The 25,061-nt window shown below is 68.2% G+C and carries 29 protein-coding genes and 4 tRNA genes; 15 read left to right on the forward strand and 18 right to left on the reverse strand.

What is annotated here, in order from left to right; genetic code table 11:
• Positions 1 to 9 precede the first annotated feature (9 nt).
• Positions 10 to 1,071: a serine hydrolase domain-containing protein gene (locus AB0M51_RS28090; RefSeq protein WP_344188584.1), complete on the forward strand. Its 1,062-nt coding sequence runs from the start codon at positions 10 to 12 to the stop codon at positions 1,069 to 1,071.
• A 22-nt stretch (positions 1,072 to 1,093) separates the two neighbouring features.
• Here AB0M51_RS28090 and AB0M51_RS28095 read toward each other — a convergent pair whose 3' ends face one another.
• Positions 1,094 to 1,270, reverse strand: a complete 177-nt coding sequence (locus tag AB0M51_RS28095) for a hypothetical protein (RefSeq protein ID WP_344188585.1) — start codon at positions 1,268 to 1,270, stop codon at positions 1,094 to 1,096.
• A gap of 127 nt (positions 1,271 to 1,397) precedes the next feature.
• Here AB0M51_RS28095 and AB0M51_RS28100 point away from each other — a divergent pair, with 127 nt between their 5' ends.
• Positions 1,398 to 1,898, forward strand: coding sequence for a DNA polymerase ligase N-terminal domain-containing protein (locus tag AB0M51_RS28100; RefSeq protein ID WP_344188586.1), 501 nt, complete (start codon positions 1,398 to 1,400; stop codon positions 1,896 to 1,898).
• Between the two features lie 64 nt (positions 1,899 to 1,962).
• On the opposite strand, the gene AB0M51_RS28105 is transcribed toward AB0M51_RS28100, so the two are convergent.
• Together AB0M51_RS28105 and AB0M51_RS28110 are read right to left on the reverse strand one after the other, a co-directional pair.
• A complete protein-coding gene (locus tag AB0M51_RS28105) occupies positions 1,963 to 2,610 on the reverse strand; it encodes a nitroreductase family protein (RefSeq protein WP_344188587.1) in 648 nt (215 codons plus the stop codon).
• Positions 2,611 to 2,655: 45 nt separating this feature from the next.
• Complete coding sequence (locus AB0M51_RS28110) at positions 2,656 to 3,111, reverse strand: MarR family winged helix-turn-helix transcriptional regulator (protein WP_344188588.1); 456 nt, start codon at positions 3,109 to 3,111, stop codon at positions 2,656 to 2,658.
• Between the two features lie 89 nt (positions 3,112 to 3,200).
• Between AB0M51_RS28110 and AB0M51_RS28115 the strand changes: the two genes are divergently transcribed.
• Positions 3,201 to 4,304 carry an FAD-dependent oxidoreductase gene (locus tag AB0M51_RS28115; RefSeq protein WP_344188589.1) on the forward strand — a complete coding sequence of 368 codons (1,104 nt, stop codon included), beginning with the start codon at positions 3,201 to 3,203 and terminating at the stop codon, positions 4,302 to 4,304.
• A 10-nt stretch (positions 4,305 to 4,314) separates the two neighbouring features.
• Here the strand turns inward: AB0M51_RS28115 and AB0M51_RS28120 are convergent, their stop codons facing one another.
• A complete protein-coding gene (locus AB0M51_RS28120; protein ID WP_344188590.1) occupies positions 4,315 to 4,932 on the reverse strand; it encodes an L-threonylcarbamoyladenylate synthase in 618 nt (205 codons plus the stop codon).
• Positions 4,933 to 4,975: 43 nt separating this feature from the next.
• Here AB0M51_RS28120 and AB0M51_RS28125 point away from each other — a divergent pair, with 43 nt between their 5' ends.
• Positions 4,976 to 6,442, forward strand: coding sequence for a DHA2 family efflux MFS transporter permease subunit (locus AB0M51_RS28125; RefSeq protein WP_344188591.1), 1,467 nt, complete (start codon positions 4,976 to 4,978; stop codon positions 6,440 to 6,442).
• 42 nt (positions 6,443 to 6,484) lie between these two features.
• On the opposite strand, the gene AB0M51_RS28130 is transcribed toward AB0M51_RS28125, so the two are convergent.
• Entirely contained in the window at positions 6,485 to 7,207 is a 723-nt protein-coding gene (locus AB0M51_RS28130) for a DNA alkylation repair protein (protein ID WP_344188592.1), read from the reverse strand.
• A gap of 11 nt (positions 7,208 to 7,218) precedes the next feature.
• On the reverse strand, positions 7,219 to 7,962 hold the full coding sequence (locus AB0M51_RS28135; protein WP_344188593.1) for an SDR family oxidoreductase: 744 nt from the start codon (positions 7,960 to 7,962) through the stop codon (positions 7,219 to 7,221).
• A 158-nt stretch (positions 7,963 to 8,120) separates the two neighbouring features.
• Here AB0M51_RS28135 and AB0M51_RS28140 point away from each other — a divergent pair, with 158 nt between their 5' ends.
• Both AB0M51_RS28140 and AB0M51_RS28145 read left to right on the forward strand, forming a co-directional pair.
• A complete protein-coding gene (locus AB0M51_RS28140) occupies positions 8,121 to 8,504 on the forward strand; it encodes an STAS domain-containing protein (RefSeq protein ID WP_344188594.1) in 384 nt (127 codons plus the stop codon).
• 63 nt (positions 8,505 to 8,567) lie between these two features.
• The gene (locus AB0M51_RS28145; RefSeq protein ID WP_344188595.1) at positions 8,568 to 9,296 is read left to right on the forward strand and encodes a polyprenol monophosphomannose synthase; all 729 of its coding nucleotides are present in this window, start codon (positions 8,568 to 8,570) and stop codon (positions 9,294 to 9,296) included.
• Here the strand turns inward: AB0M51_RS28145 and AB0M51_RS28150 are convergent.
• From AB0M51_RS28150 to AB0M51_RS28160, 3 genes are all read right to left on the reverse strand, one after another.
• Complete coding sequence (locus tag AB0M51_RS28150) at positions 9,293 to 9,928, reverse strand: hypothetical protein (protein ID WP_344188596.1); 636 nt, start codon at positions 9,926 to 9,928, stop codon at positions 9,293 to 9,295. The genes AB0M51_RS28145 and AB0M51_RS28150 overlap by 4 nt on opposite strands.
• Complete coding sequence (locus AB0M51_RS28155; RefSeq protein WP_363751195.1) at positions 9,928 to 10,914, reverse strand: hypothetical protein; 987 nt, start codon at positions 10,912 to 10,914, stop codon at positions 9,928 to 9,930. The genes AB0M51_RS28150 and AB0M51_RS28155 overlap by 1 nt, the downstream gene beginning before the upstream one ends.
• Positions 10,915 to 11,002: 88 nt before the next feature.
• A complete protein-coding gene (locus AB0M51_RS28160) occupies positions 11,003 to 11,353 on the reverse strand; it encodes a metallopeptidase family protein (protein ID WP_344188598.1) in 351 nt (116 codons plus the stop codon).
• Between the two features lie 84 nt (positions 11,354 to 11,437).
• Between AB0M51_RS28160 and AB0M51_RS28165 the strand changes: the two genes are divergently transcribed.
• From AB0M51_RS28165 to AB0M51_RS28175, 3 genes are all read left to right on the forward strand, one after another.
• Positions 11,438 to 11,510 (forward strand) — tRNA-Glu (locus AB0M51_RS28165).
• A gap of 59 nt (positions 11,511 to 11,569) precedes the next feature.
• Positions 11,570 to 11,646 (forward strand) — tRNA-Asp (locus AB0M51_RS28170).
• A gap of 45 nt (positions 11,647 to 11,691) precedes the next feature.
• Positions 11,692 to 11,764, forward strand: a tRNA-Phe gene (locus AB0M51_RS28175).
• A gap of 408 nt (positions 11,765 to 12,172) precedes the next feature.
• On the opposite strand, the gene AB0M51_RS28180 is transcribed toward AB0M51_RS28175, so the two are convergent.
• Positions 12,173 to 12,649: a DUF4265 domain-containing protein gene (locus AB0M51_RS28180; RefSeq protein ID WP_344188601.1), complete on the reverse strand. Its 477-nt coding sequence runs from the start codon at positions 12,647 to 12,649 to the stop codon at positions 12,173 to 12,175.
• Between AB0M51_RS28180 and AB0M51_RS28185 the strand changes: the two genes are divergently transcribed.
• Entirely contained in the window at positions 12,648 to 12,818 is a 171-nt protein-coding gene (locus AB0M51_RS28185) for a hypothetical protein (protein ID WP_344188602.1), read from the forward strand. The two genes, AB0M51_RS28180 and AB0M51_RS28185, sit on opposite strands and share 2 nt — an antisense overlap.
• 899 nt (positions 12,819 to 13,717) lie before the next feature.
• Positions 13,718 to 13,789 (forward strand) — tRNA-Ser (locus AB0M51_RS28190).
• Between the two features lie 153 nt (positions 13,790 to 13,942).
• Here the strand turns inward: AB0M51_RS28190 and AB0M51_RS28195 are convergent.
• Together AB0M51_RS28195 and AB0M51_RS28200 are read right to left on the reverse strand one after the other, a co-directional pair.
• A complete protein-coding gene (locus AB0M51_RS28195; protein WP_344188603.1) occupies positions 13,943 to 14,239 on the reverse strand; it encodes a hypothetical protein in 297 nt (98 codons plus the stop codon).
• A 460-nt stretch (positions 14,240 to 14,699) separates the two neighbouring features.
• Entirely contained in the window at positions 14,700 to 14,960 is a 261-nt protein-coding gene (locus AB0M51_RS28200) for a hypothetical protein (protein WP_344188604.1), read from the reverse strand.
• Positions 14,961 to 15,468: 508 nt separating this feature from the next.
• On the opposite strand from AB0M51_RS28200, the gene AB0M51_RS28205 reads away from it, so the two are divergent.
• Positions 15,469 to 16,383: a phytanoyl-CoA dioxygenase family protein gene (locus AB0M51_RS28205; protein ID WP_363751198.1), complete on the forward strand. Its 915-nt coding sequence runs from the start codon at positions 15,469 to 15,471 to the stop codon at positions 16,381 to 16,383.
• Between the two features lie 110 nt (positions 16,384 to 16,493).
• Positions 16,494 to 17,123 (forward strand): hypothetical protein, encoded by a 630-nt coding sequence (locus AB0M51_RS28210; RefSeq protein ID WP_363751200.1) that lies wholly within the window; start codon positions 16,494 to 16,496, stop codon positions 17,121 to 17,123.
• Here the strand turns inward: AB0M51_RS28210 and AB0M51_RS28215 are convergent.
• The 4 genes from AB0M51_RS28215 to AB0M51_RS28230 form a co-directional block, all read right to left on the reverse strand.
• The gene (locus tag AB0M51_RS28215) at positions 17,106 to 17,852 is read right to left on the reverse strand and encodes a phosphotransferase (protein WP_363751202.1); all 747 of its coding nucleotides are present in this window, start codon (positions 17,850 to 17,852) and stop codon (positions 17,106 to 17,108) included. The genes AB0M51_RS28210 and AB0M51_RS28215 overlap by 18 nt on opposite strands.
• 29 nt (positions 17,853 to 17,881) lie before the next feature.
• The gene (locus tag AB0M51_RS28220; RefSeq protein WP_344188608.1) at positions 17,882 to 18,406 is read right to left on the reverse strand and encodes a hypothetical protein; all 525 of its coding nucleotides are present in this window, start codon (positions 18,404 to 18,406) and stop codon (positions 17,882 to 17,884) included.
• Between the two features lie 95 nt (positions 18,407 to 18,501).
• Positions 18,502 to 19,830: a hypothetical protein gene (locus AB0M51_RS28225; protein ID WP_344188609.1), complete on the reverse strand. Its 1,329-nt coding sequence runs from the start codon at positions 19,828 to 19,830 to the stop codon at positions 18,502 to 18,504.
• Between the two features lie 108 nt (positions 19,831 to 19,938).
• Positions 19,939 to 20,697 (reverse strand): hypothetical protein, encoded by a 759-nt coding sequence (locus AB0M51_RS28230; RefSeq protein ID WP_344188610.1) that lies wholly within the window; start codon positions 20,695 to 20,697, stop codon positions 19,939 to 19,941.
• 326 nt (positions 20,698 to 21,023) lie between these two features.
• Here AB0M51_RS28230 and AB0M51_RS28235 point away from each other — a divergent pair, with 326 nt between their 5' ends.
• Together AB0M51_RS28235 and AB0M51_RS28240 are read left to right on the forward strand one after the other, a co-directional pair.
• On the forward strand, positions 21,024 to 22,157 hold the full coding sequence (locus tag AB0M51_RS28235) for a hypothetical protein (protein WP_344188611.1): 1,134 nt from the start codon (positions 21,024 to 21,026) through the stop codon (positions 22,155 to 22,157).
• The gene (locus AB0M51_RS28240) at positions 22,154 to 23,350 is read left to right on the forward strand and encodes a hypothetical protein (protein WP_344188612.1); all 1,197 of its coding nucleotides are present in this window, start codon (positions 22,154 to 22,156) and stop codon (positions 23,348 to 23,350) included. The genes AB0M51_RS28235 and AB0M51_RS28240 overlap by 4 nt, the downstream gene beginning before the upstream one ends.
• On the opposite strand, the gene AB0M51_RS28245 is transcribed toward AB0M51_RS28240, so the two are convergent.
• Entirely contained in the window at positions 23,300 to 23,809 is a 510-nt protein-coding gene (locus AB0M51_RS28245; protein WP_344188613.1) for a GNAT family N-acetyltransferase, read from the reverse strand. The genes AB0M51_RS28240 and AB0M51_RS28245 overlap by 51 nt on opposite strands.
• 84 nt (positions 23,810 to 23,893) lie before the next feature.
• Entirely contained in the window at positions 23,894 to 24,844 is a 951-nt protein-coding gene (locus tag AB0M51_RS28250) for a serine hydrolase domain-containing protein (protein WP_363751206.1), read from the reverse strand.
• Positions 24,845 to 25,061 lie beyond the last annotated feature (217 nt).

A 25,061-nucleotide genomic window follows, 5' to 3' on the forward strand; every position in this document is an offset into this window, starting at 1 on the left:
CGTACCTGTATGAACCTTCAGAATGCGGTGCAGCAGCGGATCGACGAACTGGTGGCGACGGATCTCGGGATCCAGGTCGCGGCGTACCGGCACGGCGAGCTGGTCGTGGACGCGGTGGCCGGGGACGGCGTGACTGCGGACTCGCTGTTCTACGCGGCGTCCACCGGCAAGGGCGCGTCCGCGACGGTCGCGAACGTCCTGGTGGACCGTGGCGTCCTCGCCTACGACCAGCCGATCGCCGAGCTCTGGCCGGAGTTCGGCGCGCAGGGGAAGGACAAGGCGACGCTGCGGCACGTGCTGACCCACTCGGTCGGCCTGCCCGCCCTGCCGCCGGACACCACCCGCGAGACGCTGCTGAGCAAGACGGAGTACCTGGCGTCCGCCGAGCCGTGGTGGGAGCCGGGGACCAAGATGACGTACCACGCGGAGACCTTCGGCCTGCTGGTCGGTGAGATCGTCCGGCGCGCGACCGGCCGGACGATCACCGAGGTACTGCGCGAGATCGCGGAGCCGCTCGGGATCGCCGACGACGTGTTCTTCGGACTGCCGGCCGAACACCAGGACCGCTTGGTGACGTTGGTCGAGCCGGAGGACGCGGACCAGACGTTCGCGATGCTGGGTGAGCTGTTCGCCAAGGTCATGCCGCCGGAGGCGATGCCCCGCGCCGCCTTCCTCAACCGGCCGGAGAACCTCGCGATCGAGGACCCGTCCAGCGGCGTCCTGAACGCCCGCGGGATCGCCAAGCTGTACGCCGGCCTGATCGGCGAGGTCGACGGCGTACGACTGGTGCGGCCTGGCTCCGTACCGGTGATCACCGGACCCGCGTCGACGATGCCGGACGAGCTGATGGGCAACCCGGCGACACTGGCGCTCGGCTACGCGATCGGGCGGCTGGGCTCGACGGCTGAGGAGAGTCCCGCGTCGTTCGGCTGGCCCGGGATGGGCGGGAGCGTCGCCTGGGCGGACACCCGCGCAGGCGTCACGTTCGCACTGACCAGGCGGCTCTTCGACCCGACGGGCTCGCCGTCGGCGATCGAGATTGGCAACCTGGTTGCGAAAGCTCTTTGCTGAAAAGCCTTTAAGGAAAGGGCTTTCAGCTCTCGCGGACTGAGCTGGAGTCGACCCAGACGAGATGGCCGTGGTGACTGACGAGAATCTCGTCGGTCCCGGCCGACCCGGTCCGGCGACCCAGCTCCTGGCCGGCGATCCAGCGACCGCCGATCAGGATCTGAACGGCGGTCGGCCGCGCCGGTGAGGGGGCTACGGGCATGGCACCTGCTTCGGGACAGGGGCGGATGATGGAGGAGGTTTGTGGGGGCTGGTTTCCCAACCAGTCGCAAGCCTACAACCGCAGGATGACAGACCGTTAGCGGTAACTCGAAATCGTACGGAGCCTCATGTCTGGATCGCCCCGGCCCATCTTCGTGGTGCAACTGCACGATGCCAGGCGGCTGCATTACGACGTACGGCTGGAGGTGGACGGGGTGCTGAAGTCCTGGGCGGTCCCCCGCGGGCCGTCGCTCGATCCGGTCGTGAAACGGCTCGCGGTGTTCACCTCCGACCACGACCTCGAGTACGCGTCGTACGAGGGCGTGCACCGGGACGCGCAGTACGGCAGCGGCGCGGTGATCGTCTGGGACGCGGGCGTCTACACCAACCTCACCCGGGACGACCGGCGGCAGCTCGTCGATCCCGCGGAGGCGATCGAGCGCGGGCACTTGAAAGTGCAACTGCACGGCGTGAAGCTCAACGGCGCCTGGGCGTTCACCCGGACGAACGGCGACTGGCTGCTGGTCAAGGTGAAGGACGCGGACGCCGACCCGGGCGTCGATCTGACCGTCGCCGAGCCGCGTTCGGTGCTGAGCGGTCTGACCATCGAGGAGATGGCCGCCACCTGAGTCGGTTCACGACACACCGGCACGACGATCGATGCTGCGGGCAACTACTCCGGAGACCGGGGACTCACCAGCCGTCGATGTGCAGGACGTCGTCCAGCGGCTGCCGCGGTGCGGGCTTGAAGTCGGTGCCGATCGAGTACGCGGTCGGGATCAGCACGGTCTGCCGGATGTCCTCCGGGAGACCGAGCAGCTCCTGCACCTCCTGCTCGTAGGTGAGATGCAGGGTCGTCCACGCCGTACCGAGACCGCGAGCACGGGCGGCGAGCATGAAGCTCCACGCCGACGGCAGGATCGAGCCCCAGAGGCCGGACTGGTTTCCGGCCGGCAGCGTCCGAGCCTGCAGGCACGGGAGGACCAGGACCGGCACCTGCCCCATCCGCTCGCCCAGGTAGGCGACACTGTCGCCCACCCGACGCTGCACCGGCCCGCGCTCCGGGTCCTCCGCGTGCAGCTTGCCGGCCGCCCCCGGACCGGCCAGGTACTGCTCGACGGCGCGCCGGTAGTACTCGCCGACCGCGGCGCGCTTCTCGGCATCCGTGATCACCACCCAGTGCCACGTCTGCCGGTTACTCCCCGACGGCCCCTGCAGCGCGATCTCCAGACACTCCCGGATCACCTCCATCGGCACCGGCCGCTCGAGATCCAGCCGCTTCCGAACGGTGCGCGTCGTGGTCAGCAGCTCATCCGGGCTCAAGTCCAAAGTCTCGGTCACACGACCATTTCTACAGGCAGTACGCCGCCGCAGAGCGGGCGCGGCTCAGGGCGCGAGGTGATCGATCAGGTCCTGGCTCCAACCGGCGATCGCCGCGGCCTGCTCCGGCGAGAGCCGGTCGAAGGCGAGCCGGCGGAGGTTGTCCGCGTGGACGCGGATCGCGCGCTCGGCAACCTCCGCACCCGACGTCGTCAGGGCAATCCCGGTCCGGCGGCCGGCCGCACCCGATTCGCTGCGCTCGAGGAGCCCGCGCCGTTCCATCCGGGTGAGCTGGTGCGCGACACGGCTCTTCTCCCAGTCGAGCGTGTCGGCGAGATCGGTGACCCGCATCCGCCCGTCGGGAGCCGCGCGCAGTGTCACGAGCACGCCGAACTCGGCCTTGGAGATCCCGAGGTCGCGCTGCAGGACCCGCTCGACTTCCTTGGCCAGCAGCCGCTGCGCCTGCATCCAGGTGTCCCAGAACGCCCATTCGTCCGGCGACAGGGATCCGGTCTCCGCCATGCCCGCACTCTAGCGATGGCAAGTTGACGAGACAACTCATGATCCATAGAGTTGTCTCGTCAACTCTTGCTGACCGGAAGATGCCTAACATGAGCCCAGCTGTCGTGGTCGTCGGCGGCGGGTACGCCGGCACCCTCGTCGCGAGGTCCCTGGACAGCGACGCCCGCATCACGCTCGTCGATCCTCGGGACGCGTTCGTCAACGTCGCGGGTTCGCTCCGGGCGTTGGCCCGGCCCGAGTGGGCCCACAACCCGTTCTTCGACTACCGGACCCTGCTCGAACGCGGCCGCGTGGTCCGGGACACCGTGACGTCGGCCGACCGCGCGGGCGTCACACTGGCCGGCGGCGGTCGCATCGACGCCGACTATCTCGTCCTGGCCACCGGTTCGAGCTACGCGTATCCGGCCCATCCGCGGCACCCGGCCACCGACGCCACGCAGGCCGTGGCAGACCTGCGGATCACGAACGACCAGCTGGCCACCGCCGAGCGCGTGCTGATTCTCGGAGCCGGACCGGTCGGGCTCGAGCTGGCAGGTGAGATCCGCGAGGCGTGGCCGGACAAGCACATCACCGTCCTCGGCCGTTCACCGGAGCTGCTCCCGGGATTCCTCCCCGAGGTACGCGACGAGCTCCACCGCCAGCTCGAGGACCTGAAGATCGAGCTGCGCGTCGGTACGACCCTGACCGCCGTACCGTCCGTCGAGGCCGGGACCGCGACGACCTTTTCCGTGGACACCGACACCGGCGCATCGATCACGGCCGATATCTGGTTCCGCTGCTTCGGCGCCCGCGTGAACACCGGCTATCTGGACGAGGGCGCTCTGGTCGAGCTCACCGAGCGCAGGACCGTCTCGGTCGACGAGCACCTGAACGTGATCGGCCACCGGAACGTCTACGCGCTCGGCGACATCGCCGAGCTGCCGGACGCCAAGATGGCGACCCACGCGCAAACGCAGGCACTGGTCGTCGTCGAGAATCTGCGGGCCCAACTCCGCGGCGAGCAGCCCGGATCCGTCTACCAGCCGGCCGACGTACCCCGGATCCTCCTGCCCCTGGGTACCCGCGCCGGCGTCGGCCAGCTCCCCGGCCCGGAAGGCGGCGCCATGGCGGCCCCGCTGGAGCAAGTTGTCGAGCGCAAGGGATCCGATCTGTTCACCTCCCGCTTCGCCCGAAGGTTCGGCCGGGGCACCTGACCTGCTGCCGCTACTCGAACGGAGCCGGGTCGCCGGCGCCGATCCGGACCACCTCGGGGACGTCGTCGGAGAAGTCGACGACGGTGGTCGGTTCGATGCCGACCTCGCCCTCGATGACCGCGTCGATCTGGTTGTCGAGCTCTTCCTTGATCTCCCAGCCCTGCGTCATCGGCTCCTCGTGGCCGGGGAGCAGGAGGGTGCTGGAGACCAGCGGCTCGCCCAGCTCGGCGACGAGCGCCTGGGTGATGACGTGGTCGGGGATCCGCACGCCGACGGTCTTCTTCTTCGGGTGCAGCAGCCGGCGCGGGACCTCCTTGGTGGCCGGCAGGATGAACGTGTAGCTGCCCGGCGTGGCCGCCTTGATCGAGCGGAACACCGCGTTGCTGATGTGCACGAACTGCCCGAGCTGCGCGAAGTTCTCGCAGACCAGGGTGAAGTGGTGCCGGTCGTCCAGGTGCCGGATGCTGCGGATCCGGTCGATGCCGTCCCGGTTGCCCAGCTGGCAGCCGAGCGCGTAGCAGGAGTCGGTCGGGTACGCGATCAGCCCGTCCTCACGCAGCAGGTCCACCACCTGCCCGATCGACCGCCGCTGAGGGTTCTCGGGGTGGATGTCGAAATACCTCGCCATGGCCGTCGAGCCTACTGCGCCGCGATCTGCCACGCTGAGGTCCATGGGTACTGAAGGGGAGATCGCGCTGGGTACCGCCCGCGGCCGATGGGTGCTGGCCGCGACGGCGCTGGGGTCGGGGATGGCGTTCCTGGACGGGACGGTCGTGAACGTCGCGCTCCCCGCGATGGGCACCGACCTGAACGCGAACATGGCCGGCCTGCAGTGGATCGTGAACGGGTACATGCTGATGCTCGCCTCACTGGTGCTGCTCAGCGGTTCGCTCGGCGACCGGCTCGGCCGGCGGCGGACGTTCGTGGTCGGGGTGATCTGGTTCGCGGTGGCCTCGGTGCTGTGCGCGGCCGCGCCGAACCTCGACGTGATGATCGCCGGCCGGGTCCTGCAGGGCATCGGCGGCGCGCTGCTGACGCCGGGCAGCCTGGCGATCCTGCAGACCACGTTCCGGCACTCCGACCGCGGCAAGGCGGTCGGCACCTGGTCCGGCCTGACCTCGGTCGCGGCGGCCGTCGGCCCGTTCGTCGGCGGCACGCTGGTCGACAGCGGCTACTGGCAGCTGATCTTCCTGATCAACGTGCCGATCGCGCTGGCAACCGTCCTCGTGACGCTGCGGCACGTGCCGGAGACCCGCGACGAGGAGGCCGCCGGCAAGCTCGATTTCACCGGCGCGATCCTCGCCACCGTCGGTCTCGCCGGACTCACGTACGGCCTGATCAGCGCCGGCGACCACGGCTTCGGCGACCCGATGGTCCTGGTCAGCCTGGCGGTCGGCGTCCTCGCGTTCGGCGCGTTCGTCGAGGTCGAGCGCCGCGGCTCGCACCCGATGCTGCCGCTGAGCATCTTCGCCAACCGCCGTTTCACCGGCGCGAACCTCGTCACTGTCGTCGTGTACGGCGCCCTCGGTACGGCGACGTTCCTGGTCGTCGTCTACCTGCAGACGGCGCTGCACTACTCGGCGCTCTGGGCGGGTGCGTCGCTGCTGCCGATGACCGCGCTGATGTTCGGCCTGTCCGGGTACGCCGGCGGGCTGTCGGACCGGATCGGCGCGCGCATCCCGATGACCGTCGGGCCGGTGCTGATGGCGGGCGGGTTCCTGTTGATGCTGCGGATCGACTCCGGGTCGAGCTACGTGACCGCCGTACTGCCGGCCGTCGTACTGCTGGGCCTCGGGCTCGTGTCGACCGTGGCGCCGCTGACCGCGACCGTGCTGTCGTCGGTCGCGGACCACCACGCGGGGATCGCCTCCGGCGTGAACAACGCGGTCGCCCGATCGGCTCAGCTGATGGCGGTCGCCGCGATCCCGATGGCCGCCGGTATCACCGGCGACGCGTACCGCGATCCGGTTGCCTTTCACAAGGGCTTCGGGAACGCACTGCTGATCTCCGCGGTACTGGCCGCGGCCGGCGGCGCGATCGCCTGGTTCACCCTCGGCGAGCGCTCACGGCCCGGACTCGTCCACCACCACCCGCACTGCGCACTGGAGGCCCCGCCGTACGCGGACAGCAAGAACTGATTTGTCGACATTCCCCGGATGTTTGTTGCCTGCAGCAATTACCTACCGGGTTCTCGGTACGTCGAGGTATCGCCGTCGGGCGGCCGGGTCGAGTCGCTCGATGGCGTAGCGGAGCATGGTCCGCGGCATCTGGGCGGCGTACCGGTCGAGGAACGCGCGGAGTTCGGTCTCGTCGACGCGCTTGCCGGCCTCGCGGAGCATCCAGCCGGACGCCTTGTGGATCAGGTCCTCACGGTCGTCGAGCACCGCGGCGGCCAGCTTGTAGGTGTCGGCGGTCTGCCCCTGGTTGATCAGGTACTGCGTGGCGACCAGCGCGATCCGCCGCTCCCAGAGGGACGTCGACCGGACGAGCTCGTACAGCGGGTCCCGCGGCTTGTCGAGCAGGTACCCGCCGACGACCTGCGGGGCGCTGCAGTCCACCAGATCCCAGTTGTTGATGTACGCCGTGTTCCGCAGGTAGAGCTCGTACAGCGCCTGCAGCTCGAGCGGATCCGCCGTACTCGGCCTGAGCGCCCGCGTCGCCCGATCGGCCAGCACGCAAAGGATCGTCAGGCGGTGCTCGTGGATCGGGCTGGCCAGCGCCTGCTCGAGATCGTCGAGCGGGAGGCCGGCGCGCAGGTACGGCTTGAGGATGCCGCGGATCGTGGACAGCTTCACCCCGATCATCCGGTCGCCGTACCCGTACTCGCCGGGTCCCAACTTGAAGTAGCGCGCGAGGAGCACCGCGGCCGCCGGGTCGGCGGCCGCGTCGACGTCGGCGAGCAACTGCCTCGTACTCAGACCAGCATCCCTCCGCTCGCGCGCAGGTTCTGCCCGGTGATCCAGCGGGAGTCCGGGCCGGCCAGGAACCCGACCACATCGGCGACTTCGGCCGGCTCGCCCATCCGCCCGAGCGCGGTGATGCCGACCAGCATCGCCTCGGCCTCCGGCGGGTTGTGCTGGTGGAACATGTCGGTGTCGGTCGCGCCGGGCGACACGGTGTTGACGGTGATGGCCCGCGGACCGTACTCCCGGGCCGCGACCTTCACGAACTGCTCGAGCGCCGCCTTGCTCGCGGCGTACAGCGAGATCCCGGGGCCGGGCACCACCGTGTTCAGCGTCGACAGCGCGACGATCCGGCCGCCGTCGGCCAGCACCTCGCCCGCCCGCTGGATCGCGAAGTACGGGCCTTTCACGTTGGTCGCGAAGAGCCGGTCGTAGTCGTCGACCGTGACGTCCGCGATCGGCTTCTCGATCGCCTGCGCGGCGTTGCAGACGAAGACGTCCAGTGCGCCGGTGGGTTCGGCGGCGCGCTCGAACAGGCCGTCGATCGCGGACAGGTCGGACTGGTCCGCCCGTACGGCGATCGCCCGGCCGCCTGTGGCCTCGACGTCGGCGACCACCTGGTCCGCGGCGGATCCGCTGCTCGCGTACGTGAAAGTGACCACGGCGCCGTCCGCGGCGAGCCGCCGTACGATCGCCGCGCCGATCCCCCGGGAACCGCCGGTCACCAGCGCTGCCTTGCCGTCCAGGACACCCATACCGCCTTGTCTACCACTACTCTCAGATCACGCTCCGGGTTCCATCGTCGTGAGACCCGTTGTGACGCCTGCGCGATCAGGCATACGGTGTGGGGGCAGGGCAGTTCCATTTCCGCCAGGACCCGCGTTCGTGGCGCTACCCCGGGGGAGACACCCGCGTGACAAGCCAGCCAGAGCCGCGGGACGGCGACATGATCAAGACCACGTTCGACGCTCTGACCGAGGAACTGCAACCGGGCGTACTGCTGATCCGGATGTCCGGGGAGATCGACATCGCGAGCACCGAATTCGCCGCCGAGGCGATCCGCGCCGCCGTCGCACCGCCGGCCCGGCTGGTGCTGATCGACCTGTCCGCCGTCACGTTCTGCAGCTCGGCCGGCCTCGGCAACCTGGTCGAGGCCCGGAACCTGGCCGGCCAGCACGACATCACCCTCGCCCTGGTCGGCGTCGGCCGTCCGGTCGACCGCCCGCTCAGTGTCACCGGCCTCGGCGGCCAGTTCCGGATCTACGGCACCGCAGCCGAGGCACTCGCGGACTTGTAAGGTCGTTGAACCTTCGAGGCCACCAGGTGCGGTAGCCTCCGGTGTCTCCGACGAAGGAAAGTCATGGGTGAGCTAGCCAAGATCGTGGTCGTCGTACCGACCTACAACGAGCGGGACAACCTGCCTGTGCTGGCCGGACTGCTGTCCGACCTGAACCTGCCCGGCCTGGAACTTCTGGTCGTCGACGACAACTCCCCGGACGGTACGGGCGACGTCGCCGACGAGCTGGCGAAGAAGTCGCCGGAGAAGGTCGGCGTACTGCACCGGACGGTGAAGGACGGCCTCGGCCGTGCGTACGTCGCCGGGATCACCCGCGCGCTCGACGAGGGTGCCGACATCGTCATCCAGATGGACGCCGACCTGTCGCACCCGGCCTCGGTCATCCCGACCATGGTCGAGATGCTGCGGACCACCGACGCCGGCGTGGTGATCGGCTCCCGCTACGTCCCCGGCGGCTCCGCCGCGGCCGAGTGGGGCTGGCACCGCCGGGCCTTGTCCGCCTGGGCGAACTTCTACGTGAACGCGATCCTGCGCCTGCACGTGAAGGACGCGACCGCCGGCTTCAAGGCCTGGAAGGCCGACACGCTGCGCTGGATCGACGTCGCGTCGATCGCCAGCAACGGATACTCGTTCCAGGTCGAGATGAACTACCGGACGGTCAAGCGCGGCCTGAAGATCGCCGAAACCCCGATCCGCTTCGAGGAACGCACCGAGGGCGTCTCCAAGATGTCCCTCAAGGTCCAACTCGAGTCGGCCCTAATGCCCTGGAAACTCCTCTTCGGCCGCTCCTAGACCGACAGCGCAACCGACGCAATCATCCGCTGAACCTCGGGACGCACCGTCCCGAGGTCCTGCACGTACGCCGACCAGCAGAGGCTCAGGCTGATGTCGTTGGTGTCCGGAGCACCCCGCAACCGAACACACTCGCCACTCAACGAGTACGTCAGGCCGTCCATCTTCCGCAGCCCGGTGAAACTGATCGCCACCGCCTCGACAACGTTGCGGTTGGGCACCGGGAGAGTACGAACCCGGCCGACCTGAACGCCGTACAGCTGCATCGTCTGCGCGAAACCCTCGGCATCGGGACGCAACAGCGGGACCGACGTCACCGGATGCGTCGACCCGGTGAGCACGAACGCGGCGCCCCGGCCCCAGGAGACCAGCCCGAGCGTGAAGCCGCCCATGCTCACCCGCTTCCAGCCGTCCGGGACGTCGACGAACACCCCGTTGCTGACCGGCGTACCCCGGTCGACGTCCGGCTCACGCCGGGGCTTGCGCGACGGCGTCACCTGCACCGGTCGCGGGTCGTTGAACCGAACCTCGGCTTCAGGCTCCGCCCGGGGCAGCAGCTGCCCGACGACCGCGAACAGACCGACGAGCACGGCCGCCAGCCCACCGGAGAGCACCACAACCCGGGCCCGCATCAGATCGACCGGGCCACTGACGCGATCATCCGGTCGGCGTCGCGGTAGACGCTGTCCTTGACGTCCGGCCGGGTGGTGACGCAGACGGCCACCGTCACGTTGTGAATCGAGTCGACACCGGTCATCGTCGTACAGCGACCGACCACGGACACCGTGATGCCGGAGGATTTCAGGCGGCCCGTGTACGACAACTCTGCCTGGTCGCCGATGTTCGAGTTCGCCGGACGGAGCGTCTTGACGGGCGCCTTCCGTACGGCGGTGATCTTCGCACCCTTGTTCAAGCCGTCGACGACGTTCACCACGTAGGTTGCCGCTGGGACGCCCAACGGCTCGACGATCACCGAGACGAAGGAGCCAGTCTGTACGGATCGGAGCACGAGTCCGTCCTTCGAACCCCAGAACTTCGTCCAGCCTTTGACCGGCTGCACATACACGTCGTCGTACACCAGGAGGCCCTTGTCGATGTCCTTCAACGTCCTCCGCCGCTCCGGCGTCACCGTCGGTGTCGGCTCCGGGGTGGTGGACTGGGTGTACGTCGGGCTCGGGGGCTCGCTGGTCGGGTCGGCGCTCGGGGTGGTCACGGCGTCGGAGTAGGTGGCCGTCGGGATGCCTGCGTCGGCCGTGTCGTGCTCGCCGCGGGTGGTGACGAACGCGACAACACCGGCCACCAGGACGAGCGCCACCGAGACGGCAGCGATCGGGAGCCAGGGGCGCCTGGGCTTGTTCGGCGGCGGCTGACTCCCGGGGTACTGCGGACCGGGCCCGCCGAACTGCGGTTGCGCGCCGTACGGCGGTTGCGGTTGCGCGCCGTACGGCTGGTTTCCGTACTGCTGGTTGCCGTACTGCTGGTTGCCGTACTGCGGGTGGGCCGGCTGCGAGGGCTGGCGGCCGTACTGTGGCAGTGGCGCGGTGTGCGGCGGCGGGCTGTCGTACGGCTGGGACGGACGGTGCTGCGGATTCCAGCCGGGCGGTTGGGGATCGCTCATGGCGAAGCCTCGCTAGATCGTTCAAAAGTGGGCTGTACCGGACCCCGACCCGGCCGCGCCGAGGCTACCCCACTCTCGGCCGTCCGGCCTACCCGTAGCCGAGCTCGTGCAACCGGGCGTCGTCGATGCCGAAGTGGTGCGCGATCTCGTGGACGACTGTGATGTGCACCTCTTCCACCACATCGTCGACGGTCTCGCAGATCTTCAGCGTCGGGTTGCGGTAGATCGTGATCCGGTCCGGGAGTACGCCGCCGTAGTAGTGCCCGCGCTCAGTCAGCGGGATCCCCTCGTAGATCCCGAGCAGCTCCGGATCCCCCGCCGGCGGCTCGTCCTCCACGAACACCGCCACGTTGTCGATCAGCCCCGCCAGCTCCTCCGGCACCTCGTCCAGCGCCTGCGCGACCAGCCCCTCGAACGCGGCCCGGCTCATCTCGATCACCTCACCAGTATCTCGTTTTGGAAGCTGGCGCGGTCTCATCTATGCTTACGGCTGTCCCTGGAGCTTCGGCTCCCGCGGGTCCGAGTCCCCATCGTCTAGTGGCCTAGGACGCTGCCCTTTCAAGGCGGTAACGCGGGTTCGAATCCCGTTGGGGATACGGCCGAAAGGCCGGTGCAAAACCTAGCTCGAAGATGCTGTAGGATCATCGAGTTGCAAGGCCCAGTGGCGCAGTTGGTTAGCGTGCCGCCCTGTCACGGCGGAGGTCGCGGGTTCGAGTCCCGTCTGGGTCGCCAGGAGAAGGCGGCGGTGTCCAAACACCGCCGCCGAACTTTCTCCCCGGTCAGGTAGCTCAGCTGGTAGAGCGTCCGCCTGAAAAGCGGAAGGTCGGCGGTTCGAGACCGCCCCTGACCACCCTTCTGACCTGCACGTTTGCGTCGGAAACGATCCGAATCACTCACCTAGTGCAGCAACGACGTTGCTGCAGTAAACCGCAGATGAGGGTTCCTGCAGCCGCTCGAGGGCTTCTCCTGCGGTGACGCGTGCGCACAGGGCGTCCGGTCTCCTTCAGGGTGCGGTGCGGTCCGCGAGCTTGGCGCTCTCGACTCGAAGATCCTCGGCCCAAGTTCCTTAGCGGCCAAGCCGTGCGACTCATACACAGCCGCTCGCTGCGCGACGTGATTAGGCGGCCCCTCGTTCCGGATCGCGGCAAATCCGCGCGTTCTCTCCTACCCAGGGCTCCCGCGACGTCGATGTGGGTGGCGAGCATTGCTGTGAGCCGCTGATCGGCGTTTCCGTGCTGCTCATCGGAGGGCGCGAAGATCAGGCGTTCCACCACTCATCGGTGGCACAGCTGACTTCGTAGTGCCACCATCCCTCCTCTTCTCCTTGGATCAGGAGCGCCTTGATCCCGTGGAAGTCGCCGCCGAATGGTGCGTTGAAGGCCACCATTGGGAAGTCTTCACTGAAGACCTCACCAGCGATCCCAAATCTCGCAAGGAGCTGATGAACTGCCTGAGGGCTGCGACCCAGCGGTCCGCAAGGATCAGGTACCACGCGAATCGTGCAGTTGCCGGAGGCACTGACCCGCCCCACGGCCCAATGGAGCCCGCGCGAGTCGGTCTCGAACCGCACAACATCACCCTCAGCCACTCCATCTTGAAGAAAGGGGACGTTCTGCACGCGAGCCGTGTCAGGGCTGAGCCTCCCAGCCCAGAGGCCCTCGGTGTCCTGCGGGAACCACCCCTCACGAGGAACGAACCGGAACCAGACCTTGATCATCTCGACCGCGCTTTCCATGCCGGGCATCATGCGCCACCAGGTCAAGGCACGTCACATCGGCCTCAACGATGTGATCAATCTTCGCCATCACAAGCGGCAGTGGACGAGCCTTCGCCGGCATGTGCTCAAGGTGCGCAGTCACCGGACGCTCATCAGCAAGGTCACGACCGACAACTGGAGTACCTAGACAGTGTCCGGGCAAGGACTTGCCTGCCGACATCTGGCCAACCTTCGCTGGCGAGCTCGACTGTATGGGCCGCTTCCCGCTCGGCGGCAAATCCGGACGTTCCAGGACCAGAGTGCTCAGGAAGCCGGCGACAGGAGCAGGACTCCGAGGCCACGAGGCAGAGCGGCTTGGTCAGGTCGGCGAGCCTGATTGGATGCCCGCCGAGTGACTCATCTGCCCGCCGATCACCCCTGCTGTTCGCTCGCGAGTCTCCCATGACGAGTGGCTTTCGCGCGCCTCTGGTCGGTGCTTGTGCTTGCCGACCGGTACGGAGTCGACTTGGGCGCAGAGTTCGCAAAGATGACCGGCGACCTCGAAGCGATGATGAGTGAGGATCACTAGCGGCTGAGACCCGGCTGGCCGATTGCTTGAGCAAGCCGTCCTCTAAGCACGGCTAGTGACACGGGGCTAGCCGTCAACAATCGATGGCGTTCGAGCGCTGGAGTCGGCGACGCGAGCATGACGTCCTGATCTCGGCTGATCCGGACGAGTGCTGTAGCCCTCAATCTCCTGGGTACGTCTCGTCGGTCCGCTCCGGGTGCGGTGAGTTGGTCGGCGGCCGGACACTTGAGGTTCTCTATGCGCGCTGGAAGTCGTCGCATGTGAATCGGTTCGGGACCCGGGCTTGGACAGCCTTGACGACCTGGGTCAGGCCCAGTTCGCCAGCGCCAAAGACGTTGCGCACGCACTCCTTGATGATCACGTTGCTGCCACCCTCGCTCCCCCCTATGTTCCAGCCATCACAGACCGAGGCTGGAACATAGGGGGAGAGGTGAGCGGCAGGTGTAGCAGTTGGTGCAGCAACATAGGGCTACTGCTACCCCTCTTCATGACCACCCAGCGACCGCAGCCGCAGTCATCGCCGAGATGGTGCGCCACGGTGTCGCGACCTGGAAAGCGGAAGGTCGGCGGTTCGAGACCGCCCCTGACCACCTTCTGACCTGCGATTTCTCGCATCGTCATCTATCCGCTGGTCCAGCAACCGCGCTCATTCGTGGAGCGGACGGTCAGTGGTCGATCGCCGATCCTGATGTGTGATGGCGCCACATGTTTCCAGGTCACCAGATCCATCGGGCGCGAGACTGCTAGTCGTTCCTTTCGTAAGCAGGGAATGGCCAGCGAGGGTCGTCGAAGCGGGCGAGGCCGGTGATCGCCATGAGCCGCAGAACGTTTCGAAGATGATCGGCGTCACCGTTGTTGCCGAGTCGGCTGGGGGCAACACGGAGCAGCCACGTGGTGAGGTCGCGTCGCTTCTCCTCCTCGTGGGCCAACGTGGACCAGGGGAGCATGTCCTGCAGAAGGTGGAAATCCCATTGGGTGAGGGCTTCGGCGAGGCGCTGGTCGGCCAGCGGATGACGGACCGCCTCCAGTCGGCGAGCCAAGGGCCGACCGAGCCTGATGCCTCCGTACACAGAGCGAGTGCTTCGTGAGTCGGCGCAGGCGGAGCGGCGGCGGTGAGGCAATGCGTCCACCACGCGTGCAGGAAGCCCCCGACGGCCTCGGCCCGCTCGGCCGGCCACTGCTGCCAGCTGGCCCGGGCGAGGGAGTCGCCGACGTCCACCAGGTCGTAGTCGCTGACGCCACCTGTGACAAGAGCGCCCGCCAGTTGAGGCAGCACGCGTCGCATTACCGCCGCATGGTCGAGCCAGTCCGGTGCCTGCCACGTGCGGCGCAACAGATCCGGCTCGAGCTCGATGTCCGGAACCTTGAGGCTCGCGAGTTCCTCTGCCGAACCCCAGTGGCATTCGCAGTTGTACTCGTCCGCGCGAGCGGTCATCCCGCGAAATGTCTCGATAAGACGGCTCAATGCACCGTCAAGCGTCGATGAAGCGGATCGATTCGTCACGTGTACTCGCCTTCAACTTCAGACCTCGCGGCAGAAGCAGAGCCGCCATACCCGCGGCGCTCCTCATCGCAGCCGGCCTCACGTTCCGCGAGGAACTGGTCCAGCAGCTCGAAGAGCACTTTGATGACGTGCTGCTCCTGATCTGCCGAAAGGCTGCTTCCGTCCCAATCATCAGGACCGTCCCATCCATCAGGAAGCGCAAGATGACGCACCTGACCGGGCCAGGCGTGGCTGCAGTACTCGCCTCGTCGATCCATCAACCAGTCCCGCCACCCCGTCAGCCCTGGACCACCGTGGCGCAAGGAATGCTGGTGGTACCCCTCCAAGAACGCTTCTAGGCCCGCGAGGGTGGTTCGACCAATCCACATCCCCCGACGGAGTCCAGCGAGAGGTCCAGCAACACCAGCGGCCAACGACAACCGCGGTACGACGGCAAATCCTGCGTCAGCAGGCCATCTGCAACCGCCGACGGGCACTCGGTCGAACTGAAAAAGCGGAAGGTCGGCGGTTCGAGACCGCCCCCTGACCACCCTTCAGCGATCTCCTCGTCGTTAAGTCCAGGTTATCTATCTAACCTGGACTTACACCGGTACAAGTCCAAGTTTCGCCGCCGCGAGGCGGACGTCGGTGATTGGCGGGATGCCCCTGGATCGCTGCAACGCGGCGTATTGGGCGAACGGCGGCATCAGTTGGCGGACAGTGGCTCGGCAGGAACTGATGAAAAGCGATTGCGCGCTGGGTCGGCACCTCGACACAGTGGAAGTCATGTGGCCTGGGGACGTCGTGGACGAGTGGCGAACGCGTGGGTTTGTGATCCTCCCTGGGTTCTTGTCGACCGAGGATCTGTCGCCGGCTCTCGGCGAACTGGAGACAATGTTTCCGACGCCCGAGGGATTCCACGACGGGACGGACGATCGCCGGTCAAGGTACGTCGAGGACGAGTTCGACGGTATCGACGTCTTTCCGTTCGCCAGCACCGAGTTCAGCATGCTTGCCGTACATCCAAGGATCGTGGAGCTTGCGGAGCTGCTGCTCGGACAGACCGACCTGCGGCTGTCCTCGGCTGAGGCATGGGCGAAGTACACAGGTGCCACGTCGTACGACCAGGGACTGCACCGCGACTACCTCAACCAAACGATCCTCGTGCCATCCACCGAGGACCGCTACCAGCACCTCGAACTGTTCATCTTTCTCGTCGATGTCCCGGAGGAGCTCGGGCCGCCGCACCTGGTGCCGTACGAGCACACCGCAGACCTGCCGATGAACCCGAACTTCTACCCACGCAACGGCGGCAGCGGCGACTTCGTCTCCCCGGACGACAACACCAGCCTGTACGACGTCGAGGAATCCGGCTCCGCTCCAGCAGGAACAGTGATCGCGTTCAACACCCGCACCTTCCACCGCGGGACCGGACTGCGGAAAGCCTTGGGCGCACGGTACTCGATGCAGCTCATCTATCGACCTGCGGAGGCGGACTGGGGCCAGCGCCTCGGATGGGCGATCCGCAGCCACGAACCGGCCTGGTACGAGTTCGTCCACCGCGCAACGCCACGCCAGCTCGAACTGTTCGGCTTCCCTCCACCCGGCCATCCGTTCTGGACCGACGAGACGCTCGTCGGCATCAGGCAGAGGTATCCGAAGCTCGATATCACGCCCTGGCAAGCCAAGGCACCGCGCTAAGCCTTCTGACCACCATCAGCCCCTCTCCGATCGCGGGGAGGGATCTTCTTTTTCCATCGCTTTCACCTCTGGTCCTGATCGTTGGCCGGGGCGCGGCCTAGGGTTGGTGGGTGGTGTCGGAGCCGGTGGAGCTTGATTGGGGTCCTGGGACGTGGGATGCGTGGCATCCGCGGACGGTGGCGGGGCTGCTGGCGGGGGCCGGTGCTCGGTGGTGGGTGGTCGGCGGGTGGGCGTTGGATCTGTTTCGGGGGCGGCAGACTCGTGAGCACGAGGATCTGGAGATCGCTACTCCGCTGGGGGATTTCGGCCTGATTCGCGAGCGGTTGTCGGCGTACGAGTTCTTCGTTGCCGGGCGAGAGGGGTTCTGGCCTGTCGACGGTGCCGGGGCGGCGTACTTCGAGTATCAGCAGACGATGGCGCGGGATCCTTCGACGGGTCTGTGGTGCGTTGACGTGATGCGCGTGCCCGACGATGGTGCGAACTGGATCTGTTCGCTCGACCGGACTATCCGCCGGCCGTACGACGAGGCGATCGCCCTCACGGCTGATGGGATCCCGTACCTGCGGCCCGAGCTGGTGCTGCTGTTCAAGGGGCTGCAGACCCGGCCGAAGGATCAGGCTGACTTCGAGGCGACCGTGCCGCACCTGACTGCTGACGCCCGCGGTTGGCTGGCGCGGGCGTTGGCGGAGACGAAGGGTGACAGCCACCCGTGGATCGGCGTACTAGAGCTGGGCTCTTAGTACGTCGACGGCGCCGCCGGGGGTGTGCGGGTTGTGGCCGTGGGTGGTCAGCCAGCGGACTACCAGGAGGGTACGGAGGAACCACCAGGCGTGGATCACCTTGAGGTCGACGGTGGTGCCGTAGCCGGTGAGGACATCGGTGAGGTGGTTCTGGTGGGCGACGGTCAGGCTGGCCAGGTCGTAGAGGGGGTCGCCTTGGCCGGCTTCGGACCAGTCGATGATGCCGGTGACCTCGTCGTTGTCGGTGAAGACGTGGGCGACGTGTAGGTCGCCGTGGGTGAAGGCCGGGGACCAGGGGCGGAGGGCGGCTTCGGCGAGTTCCCGGTTGCGAGTGACGAGGGCGGCGGGGAGCGTGCCGTCGGCGATCAACCGATCGCATTCGCGGTCCAGGTCCGGCGTCAGCTCGTCGAGAGGGCGGCCGGCGCGGCCGAGCCAGGGTGGTGTGGGGGCGTCGTGGAGTCGGCGTACGGCGGCGCCCGCGGCAGCCCATGCTTCTGGGGACGCAGGCGAGGGTTGGCCGACGCGGGCGAGGGCGATTCCTGGGAGGACTGAGAGGGCGAGGACGTGCGGTTTGCGCCACAGCAGCTTTGGGGTTGGGATCGGGGCCAGTTGCATCGCCTCGGCCTCGCGGTCGATTCGCGCCTCGTCGGCGTCGATCTTCAGGAACGTGCCACCGACGCGCAAGGTCGCGCGCTCGGAGTGGGCTGTCACGATGCTTACCTGATCCACAGCCGACCACTATGCCGGGCCGGCCGGGGTCAGGGGCGGAGGGAGCCGAAGAGCAGTCGGCTCAGGAGGGCTGCCAGGAGGAGTGCGGCCAGGCCTGTCAGGACTGTGAGGGAGAGGATGCACGCTGCGGTTTTGAGGATCGTCAGCGTGCGTGTGGTTCGGGTGAAGCCGTCGGTGAGGATGGCTACCGCGGCCAGCGTCAGAAAGGCGATGGCGGCTGCGGCCAGGACGATGTAGTGGTGGCCGCCGAGGGTTGCGGTGGCCGTGAGTTTGGAGGCGTGGTCCAGCCAGTCGCCGAAGGTGTAGAGCCAGATCACCGCGGCCAGGTCGGCGGCCATGACGAACCAGAGGGTGTACGACGGTTTGCGCACAGAGGCGTCCTGGCGGGTCGACGTACCGGAGAGCAACGCCGGTGCGAGGTAGCGCCGGGGCGTCCGTGCGGGATCGCGGGTGGGGCCACGGCCGGCGCGGGGGCTGCGGCCGGCGCGGGTGGTGCGCGAGCCGCGGGTGGCCGCGGGGCGGCGGGGGTGGGCGGGTCGAGAGACGACGGTCATTGCTCGCTCCTCGGGGATGGATCGGTCGCGTGTCCATTACGCGATGACCTGTCCACACAGGGCGAACAACGATGCCGCGAGGGCACCGCGGTGGTTCAGCGGTCGGCGTGTACGGCGGCCAACTCCGCCACCAACGGCGCTCCGGCTGCCGTCGTACTGCGGAACCACGGATGCCGGGCGGTCCCGTTCATGGCGTCGACGATGTCGGCCCGCGCCGGACCGCCGCGGAACAACGGCCCCTTCGCCGGGGTGAGTGCGTCGAGCAGCCGGGTAAGCCGTCCGTTCCGCGTCCGTACGCTGCGGGACACCCGCGACTCCGCGACAGCCCGCCTCCATTCGCTCAGGACGAGCTGCGCCCGACAGGCCCGCCCGATGTCCTCTGCAGGGGCGACCTCGCTGTCGGCGTCGAACAGGTCCGCCCGCAGGTACTCGACCGGCGTCGACCCCAGCGGCACGACCTCGCTGAACACCCCCGACCGCAACGTCAGCAGCACCGGCTCCTGCGCCTCCCCCGACCGCCGGTCGACCAGCCGCACCATCACCCGGTCCGCCACCAGCGCCGACGGCCGCGGCGCGTACGACGGGACGACGACACGCACCGCTGTACCGTCCGCAGCGGGCAGCATCCGTACGTCGGATCCGACGACGCGCGCCCGCAACTGCCGCGGATCGACCCGCCCCACGGCCGGCCCCGCCGTCGCCGCGACCGCTCCCACACCCGGGAGCGCGCCCGGCACCGCACCCAGGGCGGGACCTGGGACCGCACCCAGGGAAGCCGCCGCGGCGTCCCGGATCGTGCCGACCACTGACGCCGACCGCACCCGCTCCCAGGCGCTCTGTACGGCGGCGAACGCGTCGTCCGGGCCGTCGACCTCCTGACGCAGCGCCGCGTACCCGCCGGCCAGCCGCGACAACCCCGAAAAAAGGGCCCTAGGCAACGATGCGCCAGTCAACCCGTTCAGATAAACGGTCAACTCGTCCGCCGAACGACGCGCGCTCACGATCGCACGGTCGACGAGCGCACGTCGCAACAACCCGGCGGGCAGCGACGCCGCGGCCCGCGCCCGCGCGATCGCCCGCTCGGCATCCAGCAGCCCCTGGTTCAACGGCAGCTGCAGCCACCAGTCCAGCGCGTCGATCACCGCCAGCCGTCGCCACGCGGGCGCCGACGCCACCTCGACCGGGACGCCGCGCGCCGCCCCCGCGGACAGCTGCCGAACCGCGGGCGGCCCCAACACCGCCCCGAGCAGCGCGGGATCCGCCGCGGCCCATCGCCGTACGTCGATCGCGTGCCAGTGCGACGGATCCGCGAGGTCGATGCCGACCGCGAGCCCGGGAGCGAGCTCGGTCGTCCGGACCAGATCGGCGGCCGTGGGCCGGGTCAGCCGAAGGTCGGTCTCCGACCCCGTGCGAAGGGTCAGCATCAGGTCGGACCCTCCTTCGCGCGCGGCGACATCGTTGTCGAGGTCAACGATCCCGAGGATGGAGACGATCCCAAAAGATTAAGACCACAGCCCCGTCTGGTAAAGGCGTCAGGCGGCCCGAGCCAGCGTCCAGGCCATCCGCGCACCGCTCCGGGCCGGACAGCTCGCCGGCGCGGAGGAATCGGTCCAGGGCGGTTCGGGTCGTTCGGCGAGCTCGAGCAACGCCAGCCGGCGCAGACCGTGGTAGCCGCCGGCGCGGTCCCAGACCGTCTTCGTCATCGATCCGGCCCGCGGCGATGGCAGGTGCCGCAGATCGGTCGCGCTCCGCAGGTACCCGTCCCGGCGGCGCTCGCGCAGTTCCACGACCTGCTCGCCATCGGCGGGCAGCTCGGTCAGCCCCGTCTCCCCGTCCAACTCCAGCCAGGTCAGGTACTCGACGAACGCCAGCACCAGGATGTGCCGGTCCTGCGGTATCCCGCTCGGCCGGTCCGCCGCCAGCCGGCGCAACCGCGCTAGCTCACTCTGCTCACGCCAGATCAACCTGATCACCCGGTACGCCGGTCCGTCGTGCTCGGGCGGCAGCGCCAGCCGGGCCGTACCGTCGGTCTGCTGCATCGGTACACCGGGCTGCCGGCGCGCGATCCCGGCCGCCGCGATCCCGAGCGCGTCCCAGGCGCGGCCGTGCGCTCCAGCGGCGCGGAACTCCATCGCGCGCGCGACGGTCCGCAGGTTCGCGCCGACGTACGCGTCGCCGGCCGGGCCGGTCCCGAGGGTCCGCAGTGCGGTGCGCCAGTTCCCCGATTCCAATGCCCCGATCACCTCGAGATCGCCTGCGGCGATCGTCGGCACGACTGATGATCTGCGCATCGGGCACCTGCTCAGGTTGAACGAACACCCCGTCCGGATCCTCGGTTTCTCCCCTCTGCCCGCGACTCGGCGTGGCTTCAGTTGGCTTCAGGTCGACTTCAGTACTACGGTAGAGCTACGGTGTAACTACGGTCAATCACCAAGTTTGTCAGGAACAATGGGTGAGCGATCTCCTGCCGAATGCCCCGCCGGTTCACGGACGGCACGGCGCCCGAGCGACCCTCGGACGCCGCACTACAGTGGGGCACGGTGAAGTCGGGTAGAGCCGGGTGTACGATCAGCCGATCCGCCGCACCCGCTGTTGGTCGACCATTTCGGGAGTGAGAGTGGCCCCCACTGCAGAGGCCGTACGACTCGCCAGACGACTCCGGGACCTTCGGGAATCCGAGCGACTGACCCAGAAGGACCTGTCGAACGCGTTGAGCACCGGCGAGGTCCGCGTCGCGGTGGCGACGATCAGTTCCTGGGAATCGCAGACCAACCCGAAGCTGCCCCCGGAGGAGCGGCTGCGTTCGTACGCACTGCTGTTCGCGATGACGGTCCTCGGTGACCACGTCCCCCGCGAGCAGGACCTCAACAACGCCGAACGCGAACGCTTCACCGCCCTGTACCGCGAGCTCACCGGCCTCCGCGACGACATCCGCCACCACCAGACGTCCGGCTCCCCCACCTCCGGGGGCTCCTACACGTTCGACTTCGAGTCCGGCCGGATCACGCTCATCTGCCCGGAGATCCCGGAGGAAGGACGTACGCCGCTCGCCGAGCTGACCAACCCGAACTTCACCAAGCTCTACCGGTACGCCGACCTCGACGCACTGATCGAGATGTGGGGCCACGTCCGCGCGTCCAACCCGGAACTCCGGGTCCGGCACCGGCTGCCGTCCGAGGTGAGCGCGGACCACTTGTCCGGCCACCTGATCCTGATCGGCGGCATCGCCTGGAACCGGGTCACGAGCAGGCTGCTGAAGGTGCTCGACAACCTGCCGATCCGGCAGATGTCCGTGCGGGACCTGGCCGACGGCGAGATCTTCCGGTCCCGCGACGGCCAGGAGTACCGGCCGCAGTGGGAGGACCGCAAGGACATCGACCCTGAGTTCGATGCGCCGTCGAGGGCCGCTCTCGAGGCGGACCAGATGCAGGACGCGTGGCGGGGTGACAAGCCGCGCGAGCTGGTCGAGGACGTCGCGTTGCTCGCCCGGCTGCCCAACCCGTTCAACCACAGCCGGACCATCACGATCTGCAACGGTGTCTACAGCCGCGGCGTCCTGGGCGCGGTCCGGACGCTCACCGACGAAGCGGTCCGCGAGCGCAACGAGACGTACCTGGCCAACCGGTTCCCGGGCGGCGTCTTCGGTCTGTTGATGCGCGTCCCGGTGGTGAACGGCGAGGCCGTCACGCCGGACCTCGAGATCGAGGAGAACCGACTGTTCGAATGGTCACCGGAGGACGACACCGAATGAGCCGCCGATCCCGACAAATCAGGGCGTCGCACGCCGACCTGTTGTGCGACGGCTCCGCGCCGGCGGGACTGTCGGCGAGCACCAAGCTCGACGCGATCGTCGTACCGGCCGCACGGCGGGCTGCCGAACTGCAGCCCGTGATCACGCTGGCCGCCGACCTCCGAGTACCACTCGTCATCCTCTGCAGCCGTGAAGCGCTGCTGGACAAGGTCGTCGAGCGAGTGAAGAGCACGTTGTACGCCGAGGCGCTGGTCATCCAGGTACCGGAGGACTACCGGCCGCCGTGCCCCACCCCGAAGACGTCGGCGCGGAGGTTCCGGGAGGCCTCGGCCGACCGGTCCAGCGACCTGAGCGCGAAACGGAACATCGGCCTGCTGTACGGGCGGTTGCGCGGCTGGAACAAGATCCTGTTCGTCGACGACGACATCCGCCGCCTCAGGTCCACCGACGTCAACCGTCTGACCGGGTACCTCGACCGCCACCCGGTGGCGTCGATGGCGAGCCGGGAGTTTCCCGACAACTCGGTGGTCTGCCACGCACGCGGGAAGGTCGCGCCCCAGGACGTGTTCGTCAGCGGCGCGGTGCTCGGCGTCGACCTGCAGCGCCCGGAGCTGTCCTTCTTCGCCGACATCTACAACGAGGACTGGTTCTTCTTCGCCCGGTACGCCGCCCGCCGCGCGATCCCGAAGATCGGCGAGGTCCGGCAGCTCCAGTACAGGCCGTTCGAGGATCCGCAGCGCGCGGCCCGCGAGGAGTTCGGCGACCTGCTCGCCGAGGGGCTCTACGCCGCGTTCGAGAGCGAGCCGGGCAGGCCCTTCGAGGAGCAGCTGCGGATCGCGATGGAGACGACGTACTGGGATCGCTTCAAGGGCATCCGGCTGGAGACCATTCGGGACACGCTCGCGGCCGTGCGGCGAGCGGAGGCGTCGATCGACGAGTTCCCGAACGTCGTCCGATCGCTGGAGACCGCGACGCTGTGGACGAACCGCATCTCCGCGGAACTGTGTGTGGACTTCATCAAGAGCTGGCAGGAGGACGAGGAGCACTGGCAGAAGATGCTCGCCAACCTCCCGTCGCGGCAGCGCAAGGAAGACGCGTTGAGCCGGCTGAAGCTGACCAACTGGGTCTCCTGCGGGTACGGGCTACGAACCGAATCGCAGGCGGATCTCGCGGCGGCCGGAGCCGTCGGGTAGGAGTTGGCGTTCGCCGGTGGGGCTGAAGCCGAGGCGGTCGTACACCTGGCGTGCGACCGTGTTGGTGTCCAGGACCCAGACCCGCCATTCGGTGACGGCGGGTTCGGCGGCGGCCAGTTGGGCGAGGATGGCCCGCAGTACGCCGTTGCGGCGGTACCGCGGGTCCACCCAGACCGACTCGATGTGCCGTTCGTCCGCCGGGCGCCCGGCGACCCGGACGGAGCTTGCCATGCCGACGATCCGGGCAGTGTCCCGGGCGACGACCCACTGCATCCGGGTGAACCGCTCCCGCCAGCCGTCCTCACCGACGGTCACCTCGTCCTCGTAGTCGGCGATGTACGCCGACGGTGAGTCCTTGAGGGCCCGGAGGCGTACCTCTCGGGCGATCGGCCAGTCGTCGGCACCGAGCATGGCGAGTTCCAAGGTCCCGGACCCCTTCGGGAGATGGCGGCACAGCATCCATACCAGTGTCGCCGTTTCGCCCGATCACCAAACCGACCCGCCGACAATGTCACATCGGGTGACCGGTTTCAGTGCCGGATTTCAATGGCAGATCGCCCGGTCCACGAAAGCGTCGACGGCGGCGTCCGGGTTCGCCGTGAAGTCGGGCGTGACGGCAACGGTGACCTGCCGCCGGGTGTCCTCGGTGGCGTACGAGTACGCCTGGTACGCGAGCGCGTCGCCGTCGTTGCCGTACACCCGCACCTTGCAGGAGGTGTCGTGCCACGACAGCCCGAGCCCGTACGTACCGCCCTCGGTGCCCGGCGTCTTCATCTCGTCGAGCAGCCGTGCCGGGAGCAGCCGTCCGCCGAGCAGCGCGGCGAAGAACCGGTTCAGGTCGTGCGTGGTCGAGATCAGCTCGCCGGACGCACCGAACAGCGACGGGTTCATCTCGGTGAAGTCGATGAGCCCGCCGTCCTTCGGCACGTACCCGTGCAGGTGCGCTCCCCGGATGTACGTCGACGTGCCGGGCATCGACGTACCGTGCAGCCCGAGCGGGCGGATCAGGCGACGCTCGATCTGCTCGCCGTACGTCTGCCCGGTGACCTTCTCGATGATCTCGCCGAGCAGCAGGTAGTTCGTGTTCGAGTAGTCGTACCGCGACCCTGGCTTGTCGAACACCGGCGGATGCGCGAGCGCCCGCTGGATCTGCTCGGCCGCCGTCCACGTCCGGTACTGGTACGTGTAGAACTCCGCGTTCGGCGGCATCACGAGGGTGTCCTTGTAGTCGTACAGCCCGCTGGTGTGGTTGAGCAGCTGGCGCACGGTGATGTTCTCGCCGTTCGGCACGACACCGGGCAGCCACCGCTCGACCGGGTCGTCCAGCCGCATCCGTCCCTCGGCGGCAAGTTGCAGTACGACGGTGGCAACAAACGTCTTGCTGATACTCCCGGCCCGGAACCGCGCCGCCACCGGAACCGCCCGCGAAGTCCCCAGCTCCGCAACCCCACTGGTCCCCCGCCAGACCCGCCCCCCGTCCCGTACCTCAGCCACCGCCCCAACAGCCGGCACCGCATCCAACCCACCCTGCACAACCCCGGGCCCCATCGCCATAACCCCGGCAGTCACCAACGCAACGAACATCACCATCTCCTCACAAGGTCGTTGCCCTAACCCTCCCGTCCGCGAGCCCCTCGAACATCAGGGATCACCCCGTGAAGCGCCCGCGCGCTCCCCCACTTGTCCAGCAGCCGGCTGGAGGAGATGGTCG

Source organism: Kribbella sp. NPDC051137, assembly GCF_040682535.1.
Classification (GTDB): Bacteria; Actinomycetota; Actinomycetes; order Propionibacteriales; family Kribbellaceae; genus Kribbella; species Kribbella karoonensis.